We start from the raw sequence: 8,627 nt of genomic DNA on the forward strand, positions 1-8,627 counted from the left end.
ATAACTTACAAGAACAAATGCTGCTTTGTATTCCCTGCTACACTAGTATATGCTGTGAATAGTTATTATTAATCATGTTTTTCATCAGGCGACCTTTTGAGATATCTATCTTCTTTTCGAACGTCATTAAAGATATCCCGTTACCTTTTTCGGGTGCTTGGCTTTATGCTGTGGGCATTAGGCGCCTTATTAACCAGCTTTTATCTGGTAAATATTTTTAATGAAGTCAAATCAGACATTCGTCAAGAATATAACACTAACTACGATATAATGTTCTCTTATATTCGGCATACTACCAACACCTTGCGGGATATCCAATATATGACAGAGAAACATTTATCACAAAAGAATGAAAAAGATCTAACTATTACTCTGCCGTATAATAACCCTGCTTTCTCATATACTCCTCTGAATATGAATTCAGATTGTGATCTCTTACGTAAAAGCACACATAATTATTTAGACTCATTAAATAACCTGATCTTATTTTGGAAAGATAATATTGCCGCTCCACGAGGCCTGAATCAGATCTTTCTGGTTGGTACACAAAGTATGTGTATGGTGAGCTTTTCAGTTCGCAGTACCATAACAGAACCTGAAACACTGAAGAAAATGGTCTACGAAAATTTCCGTAAACTAATCATTTTGAAAGAACAAGGAAAAGAACGGAATGTCTTTTGGGTCATGCCTAACACAAGAGCTGACAGTGGTACTTTTTATATTCTTGCGCCGATCTATACTAATGGGCAAATGACAGCAGTGATAGGTATCGAACAAGCTATCAGGTTAGATTCATTTCTACAAACAAGAAATCGACCTATTTCTATCACAATGCTAAACCACTATAATCAGCCTGAGTTATATTACCCAGTAAAAAATGATAATAAACTTCGTTACGCTGACTATAATATACAGACCCCTTATTTTGGTTATGACGAGGGTTATACCAATTTATTATTAAAACGACGCTTAGCTCCTTCTTCATTTAACGTTATTTTTTCATTGCCATTAAAAAATATCTATGGTGAATTCAAGGTAACAATTATTAACAGTATCGTATTGAATCTTATTTCTGCGATCCTGATTATTTTCTTTGTCTGGCTATTTGAACGTAAAATATTTGCCCCTGCTGAAGACAATGCTATTCGTCTTGAAGAGCATGAACAATTTAACCATAAAATTGTTGCCTCTGCACCAGTTGGCATCAGTATTTTACGGATTAATGATGGTGCCAATATTCTCAGTAACGAACTGGCGCATAATTACACCCGAATGCTAACATATGAAGATCAAAAACGCATCGTTGATATTATCTGCGATAAAACCAGCAGCTATATCGATGTTGTCACCAGTAACAACAATCACCTGCAAATTAGCTTTGTACATTCACGTTATCGAAATGAAGAAGTAGCAATCTGTGTACTAGTAGATATCAGTACACGGGTAAAAATGGAACAATCATTACAGGAAATGGCGTCAGCCGCAGAACAGGCTAATCAGGCAAAATCCATGTTTCTGGCAACAGTCAGCCATGAATTGAGAACACCACTGTATGGCATTATTGGTAATCTGGAACTGCTGCAATCTCATACATTGCCATTAGAATCTGCACGGCTGCTATCAGCAATGGATAACGCATCATCATTGTTACTAAAAATCATCAGCGATATTCTCGATTTTTCCAAAATAGAATCTAAGCAGCTCAAAATTGATTCCAAGAAATTCTCTTGTAAAGAAATCGTATTGCATGTGATCTCAAATTATCTTCCTCTCATTGTGAAAAAAGAGTTGGGATTATACTGCTATATTGAACCGAACATTCCCGATATTATCAATAATGATCCCGTAAGGTTGCAGCAAATCATCTCCAATCTGCTGAATAATGCAATTAAATTCACAGAAACTGGCTGTGTTGTCATTACCATTTCGATAAAGCATAGTTACCTGTATATCAGTATCAAAGATACCGGGTTTGGAATCGAAGATAAATTACAAACTCAGTTGTTTGAACCATTTTTTCAAATCAACGCTAATAAACAAAGCTTCTCGCAAGGTACTGGATTGGGATTAGTGATTTGCGAAAAATTGATCAATTTGATGGATGGTGATATCGAATTTGTTTCACAACAGCATATTGGTAGTATCTTTTCTATCCGCCTTCCACTGTATGGAGCAAAGTATCATACCAAAGAGTATTCCAAGAATCGCACTCAACAAAAAATCGTACTGGCTGTTCGCAATGACTATCTAGAAAAATATTTACAGAATTTTCTTACGAAGAACTATTTTCAGATTGCCTTATATGACAAAAATAAAATAGATGGCACAGAACTGGTGATCATTGACCAGCCTGATGTACTAGACATTACTGTACGTTACTACATAGAGATATCAGAAAAACATATTGGGCCGCCAAAACAAATTCGAGAACATTACTGGTTACATAACACTTATCAACTCAGCGAGCTTGACAGTGTCATCGATAAACTGCTATCAAAAAATAATCATGTCTCTCCTGCCACTATATCAACGTCAACATCAACATCAGCAACATCAATTCAAGCAGATAGCCGGTTGAGTACCATTAAGATCTTGGTTGTTGATGATCACCCTTTAAACCGACACTTATTGATCGAACAATTAAATACAATAGGATTCAAAACAGCCGCGGCGAATGATGGTATTGATGCCATCGAGCACCTGAAGAATAATTCAACGGATATTATTCTGACAGATGTGAATATGCCAAATATGGACGGATATGAATTCACAAAATACCTGAGGGATAAAGGATATACCAGCCCCATCATTGGCATCACTGCCAATGCCCTGGCAGAAGAAAAACAACGTTGTGCGGATGCAGGAATGGATCACTGTCTATCAAAACCCGTCTCATTGGCAATATTAAGGGATACATTAATAGAATACAGTGATATTTAATCTTGAATTCATTCATCTATTAGATAATAAAAAATCGGTAATTGTTGTTACCGATTTTTTATTAGAAGAAGATAACATATTGATTATCTACCGATATCTTTTTCAATAGTGACAGATGATAAATAATTAAGCAGCGCAATATCGTTATCTACACCCAGTTTTAGCATAGCTGATTTTTTCTGGCTGCTAATGGTTTTAATACTGCGATTAAGTTTTTTAGCAATATCAGTAACAAGAAGACCATCAGCAAATAAACGCAATACTTCACTCTCTTTCGGAGATAAGGGTTTATCCCCATAACCATTGGCATTGACTTTTTCCAGCAATTTAGAAACGCTTTCAGGTGTAAATTTTTTACCCTTTTGCAAAGCAGAAAGTGCTCTGGGCAAATCAGTAGGTGCTCCCTGCTTTAATACAATTCCCTCAATATCAAGTTCAAGCACAGCGCTTAAAATAGCTGGATTATTGTTCATAGTGAGAACAATGATAGCCAGTGTTGGGTAATGCCGTTTAACATATTTTATTAGGGTAATACCATCACCGTATTTGTCGCCTGGCATTGACAAATCCGTTATGAGAACATCCGCTTCTATGTGCGGTAAATTGTTAATGAGTGTCGTTGAATTTTCAAACTCAGCGACAACATTAATCCACTCAATTTGTTCGAGTGATTTACGGATGCCAAACAAAACAATGGGATGGTCATCGGCAATAATGACATTAAGGTTATTCATATTATTGGTTACCTTGCTGCAACAGCTTCGTGACAAAAGAATCAATACGGCTGATGCTATTTTTGATTTCTATTTCATTATTGTCTGCTATGTGTTGTTCCAACGCCTCACATGATGATTTGAGCAATTTTAAATCTAACATAGCAAACGCACCCTTAAGGCGGTGTACCGTTTGCGAAAGTGATGTCAAATCATGTCGTTCCATATCAGTATACAGTTTAGTAATATCCATCGGTACTGTCTCTATAAATAATTTCCTATAATCACTATCTGCCAACTGTGTTTGGTAACCCTTGAGAATATTGTCAACATTGTCGACAACATTACATTCTAATTTAGGGGTTTCAAAAGCATAGCAAGATTCATCTAAACTGAAATTTGCCTCAACCAGTAACGATATTGCATTGATAACCGCATCAACAAAATTATAATTACACTGAACCAGATTAGGTTTCATCTGCTTGAAGTCAGCCAAACCATCAACTAATAATATAGTTGGTTTTTCTACTTTGCACTGCGTATCCGTAAAGATAATATCGTACTCTTCTGTAACATTCTCTTTGATTTTATCGAAGTATGACGCGCCATAATTATTCAAGTAATTGTGGATTATTTTACTGATTTCAGGGTTACTGATATCAATTAAGGCCGTCACACCCTCCAAAAGCTGATTCGTTTCGCCCTTGTTATCACCATGCTGTGAAAGAGGCAGGTTGATGACATAATGTGTACCCAAACCCAACTTACTTTTAATTTCAAAATTCCCTCCCATTTTTTTGCACAATTGATTACATAAATAAAAAGTTAGCCCAGAGTTCGTATAATACTTATCTTCTGCTGACTTATTCAAGAAGGGATAATTCAAACTGGTTAAATCTTTTTCGCTAAGACCTGAACCGGTATCAATGAGATCAATTTGAATGTAATTGTCATATTTACCAGAGCTATTAATAGACAGTGATATTTTTCCATAACTGGTTGTCGCTATTGCGTAATTAAATAACAGCGAGATGATTTTAGTTATTGCCACACTATCACCAATGAACAAAGATTCATGATGAAGATTAAAATGATAATAAGTTTTCAATCCCTTGGCATTTAATGTCGACAGGGAGGCTTTCAGAATATGCTCCAACCGTGAAGACAGAGAAAATATTTCAGTAGCAGACTGCCAGTCACCAGACTCCAGCTCATTGAGTAATGAAATGTTTTCTACCCATTTGGTGATATATTCCGATTTAACCAATAACTGATCCAGCAAATTCTGCATATTTTCATCTTTTGATGCCTGTTTCAATTGGATCGTAATCTCATTTAAACTCTGAATCGGTATTTTTATTTCATTATTAATATTTGATAGCATTGAGCGTCTGGCCTGAACAGTTTTATCATATTCTCGATTGGCAAGCTGGAGCCGTCTATTTATCATGACCTCCTGATCTCTATCTTGCAGCAGAAAGAGATATGTTTCTGGTAATAGATTGCTGTTATACATTTTGACTTCATAAATCGCGTCGTCAATAGATGTTTGAATGACGCCATGATGTTGTTGTGCCATCGCCTTAACTTTATTCAAATCAAGATAAGGTATCAACTGTTCTGCAATTTTATTGCTAGTGATTAACCGATTTGACGCAAAATCGTAGATCAACAAACCGATAGGAATATTAGAGATGATATCATTACCTAAAGAGTCTTTAATTTTCAACTCATGATCCATCGAAGCATTAGGCGTGATATATCTACGGCGGATATAGAACAAACCACTCAATGAGAACATTGAGAAAAGTAATATTGAGAGCAGGAGCCAGATATTCCTGATCAATAAGTCTATAATCAGTGCTTTCAGTGGAACTTGATAAACCAATTTATATGGCATGGCATTGAGGCTCTGAGAGAACTCCAGCCAAAAACCGTTCAATGAAACCTCAACTTTATTGGAACCCTCGGCATCATGTAAGTTGGCCAAGTTCAAACGAAAGTTTGCTGGCGACATATCAACTGGCAAAAGATTATTAATAGGCAGTTCAAAAGCAATAACAGAGGTTAATTGCCCAGGTAAATTGAATGCGGCTTTATAGGTATAGAAATAAATATTCTCCCCACGCAGCACATTGATGGCCGAAATGCTTTCTTTTTCATCCAACGCTATCGATTGAGCCAGCATTTCAGTTCGTTTGGCCTCAGACGTCAGTGTTAGATAACTCTCCTTAAACCTGATTTCTGGTTTTAAAATAGGATGAGTCGTTACCAAAAGTAAATTGTTATCCTTACCATTGAGATAATACATAGATTCGTATTCATTACGGGAGCCCCAGAGAATTTCCAGATAGTTAGATAACCGCTGAGCTAGTTGAATACTTGAATGATTGTACTGACCAAAAATAATTGCATCGACAGTCTTATAACGGCTTTCCAGCCAATGGACATCAGGACGCAATTTAAACAATGATGTTGCCTCCTGAGAAGAGGAGGAAGGAGAGGACGGAATATTAGATTGCTCAAAGATATGATTGGCGTGATAACGATAATTTTCGATTTGCAATCTCATCTTAGCAGTTACGCCACTGATAGCATATTTTTTCTCCGTGAGCCAACTATCAAAATAGTTATACCCGAATAAAAATAGAGACGTAAAAAGCAAAATAACAAATAGCGCGTAAAAACGGGGAATAGTGGATGGCTTGATAGATGCTTGTTTATACATTCTTTGAATAATTGCCTTTAGTGTGAATATATTTTTTGGTTGATTCTACATGAACCCGTAATCAAATAAGCCGTTGTATTATGCTAATACTAGCAGGTTAGAGAATAAAAAGACCATTACAGATCGAAGATTGAGCAAACAGTAAAAAAAACACGATTTTTTCCCTTCAGGGACTAGACACATCTGAACGATATAGGCATAATCTCGCGCCATGGAAGGATGGCCGAGCGGTCGAAGGCAGCGGTCTTGAAAACCGCCGATGGGAAACCATCCTAGAGTTCGAATCTCTATCCTTCCGCCAAATTTCGCCGGCTTAGCTCAGTTGGTAGAGCAACTGACTTGTAATCAGTAGGTCACCAGTTCGACTCCGGTAGCCGGCACCATATAAAACAATGAGTTACTCGGTATGTCCCACCACTGATAGATGTGAGTGGGACATATTTGAGACCTCATCGTGAAATAGAGCATCAATTTGTTGTGCGTGCTCTGTCAAATGAGAAGGTGCTAGATGCGCATATCGACGCACCATCTCAATTGATTCCCAGCCTCCCATTTCCTGCAATACTGAAAGTGGCACTCCTTTTTGAATCAACCAGCTAGCCCACGTATGCCTCAGGTCGTGAAAACGAAAATTTTCTATCCCTGCACGTTTTAAAGCCGTTCTAAATGAAGTATTGGAATCCACTCTCATTTTCCTCACTGTTGGCGTCATAGTTCCATCCGCCCTATTTTTTGCCTTAGTGTAAACAAACACATATTTATGATGATTACCTATCTGCTGCCTCAAAATATGACAAGCTGTATCATTTAATGCTACACCTAATGCCTTCCCTGATTTGGTTTGATCTGGATGTATCCATGCAACCTTTCTTTGCATGTCTATCTGTGACCATTCCAAATTAACGATATTTGAACGACGCAGGCCAGTAGCCAGGGCAAAAGTAACAACAGCCTTTAAAGGCTCACTGCATTCATCGATCAAACGCTTTGCCTCATATGGCTCAAGCCAGCGGATCCTGTTATTCTTTGGCTTTGGTACTTTGATATTTGGCGCTTTATCTAAATACTTCCAATCGCGTTCCGCCGACCGCAATAGAGATTTGATAAAAGCCAGATACGCAGCCTTTGTTGCAACAGATACTGGTGAGATTTTTTTCTTTACTTGCCTGCGCTTCTTACCAGATACATGCTTTTCCCAGTTCTCGGCTTGTTTCTGGTTGGTTAGTTTACTGACGGCATTATAAATGTTGGATTCATCTATATCTGACAAATAAACTCCTTCGAAGTGATCTAGCCAAAAAATTATTTTGGTTTTGTCGTCATCGAGGGATTTTTTATTTGCCTTTTCCTCTAACCATCTTGTGCATGCTACTTCGAATGTCACTTTTGGCATTTCTCCCAAGACACTCACACGCCATAGCCCTGCCTTTCTCTTATCGTGCAACTCCTGTGCTTGCTTTTTGTCCTTTGTGCCAAGCAATACCTTAATCCTTTTACCATTGAATGAATAGCTTGCGTACCAGCACTCACCTCTACGGAAGATTGACATTTCCGATCTCCTTCTTCCGCACAAATCACACTTTCTTGTGTATTGTGCATTTTGTAGTTCAATGCGGCAATGTAATTTGCTCTTGTGAATTGCCATGGTGATTTTGACTTTGATGGATCTTTGCGAGAACCAGACAAGCGACCTGAGTCTATCCACTTTTTTAATGTCGGAAACGATATATCCATAAATGCACAAGCCTTGCGACTATCTAACGGATAGGTATCACTTTCACTTTTATATAAGGTTAGATAAGGTGCGTTTCTTATTGATGACAGTTGCGACATAAGACTTATCCTTATTGGCTATTTCGATGCAATATTTCTTCCCTTCCGATAAAATCACATACGTTACAGTTTTCCGTGTCACTCCATAATTACCAAATTTTTCTTTGTGTTTATTTAGAGCAAATAAGGCCATCTCCCTTTCTTTGGGCGATGGCGTTCCGCGAATGATGAATCTCATGATCCGCTCCGGTTGGCTTTTGGTTTATCTAAATCGGTTAATAATCTTCCTGAGATACAATTTAAATCTCATCCGGATTAATTTAATCCTGCTATTTTTGCTTTGTGCTAACTCGAAATGCCGTTCGCATTGTTCGCAGGAATTTTCGTAATAGTAAGCCTCTTCGAAATTGATGTGGCACCCTAATTTTGGTCACCGTCATAGAGGTGATATTCTCACTTCGACAACTCAACAG

Annotated in this window: 5 protein-coding genes and 2 tRNA genes; 3 read left to right on the forward strand and 4 right to left on the reverse strand. The window is 37.6% G+C overall.

The genetic code is table 11. The features are described from left to right. The first annotated feature begins 96 nt into the window (after positions 1 to 96). Positions 97 to 2,940: a two-component system sensor histidine kinase RcsC gene (gene rcsC / locus PSI22_RS07865; RefSeq protein WP_273579281.1), complete on the forward strand. Its 2,844-nt coding sequence runs from the start codon at positions 97 to 99 to the stop codon at positions 2,938 to 2,940. An 83-nt stretch (positions 2,941 to 3,023) separates the two neighbouring features. Here rcsC and rcsB read toward each other — a convergent pair whose 3' ends face one another. Then, positions 3,024 to 3,674 carry a response regulator transcription factor RcsB gene (rcsB, locus tag PSI22_RS07870; protein ID WP_273579282.1) on the reverse strand — a complete coding sequence of 217 codons (651 nt, stop codon included), beginning with the start codon at positions 3,672 to 3,674 and terminating at the stop codon, positions 3,024 to 3,026. A 1-nt stretch (position 3,675) separates the two neighbouring features. After that, a complete protein-coding gene (gene rcsD, locus PSI22_RS07875; RefSeq protein WP_273579283.1) occupies positions 3,676 to 6,381 on the reverse strand; it encodes a phosphotransferase RcsD in 2,706 nt (901 codons plus the stop codon). A 213-nt stretch (positions 6,382 to 6,594) separates the two neighbouring features. On the opposite strand from rcsD, the gene PSI22_RS07880 reads away from it, so the two are divergent. Both PSI22_RS07880 and PSI22_RS07885 read left to right on the forward strand, forming a co-directional pair. Continuing rightward, positions 6,595 to 6,682: transfer RNA gene (locus PSI22_RS07880), tRNA-Ser, on the forward strand. A gap of 6 nt (positions 6,683 to 6,688) precedes the next feature. Next, a tRNA-Thr gene (locus tag PSI22_RS07885) sits at positions 6,689 to 6,764 on the forward strand. A gap of 14 nt (positions 6,765 to 6,778) precedes the next feature. Here PSI22_RS07885 and PSI22_RS07890 read toward each other — a convergent pair. Next, positions 6,779 to 7,930 carry a tyrosine-type recombinase/integrase gene (locus PSI22_RS07890; RefSeq protein ID WP_273579284.1) on the reverse strand — a complete coding sequence of 384 codons (1,152 nt, stop codon included), beginning with the start codon at positions 7,928 to 7,930 and terminating at the stop codon, positions 6,779 to 6,781. A 234-nt stretch (positions 7,931 to 8,164) separates the two neighbouring features. Next, a complete protein-coding gene (locus PSI22_RS07895; RefSeq protein ID WP_273579285.1) occupies positions 8,165 to 8,392 on the reverse strand; it encodes a DUF4060 family protein in 228 nt (75 codons plus the stop codon). Positions 8,393 to 8,627 lie beyond the last annotated feature (235 nt).

Origin of the sequence: Xenorhabdus aichiensis (assembly GCF_028598775.1) — a bacterium.
In the GTDB taxonomy this organism is placed as follows: Bacteria; Pseudomonadota; Gammaproteobacteria; order Enterobacterales; family Enterobacteriaceae; genus Xenorhabdus; species Xenorhabdus bovienii.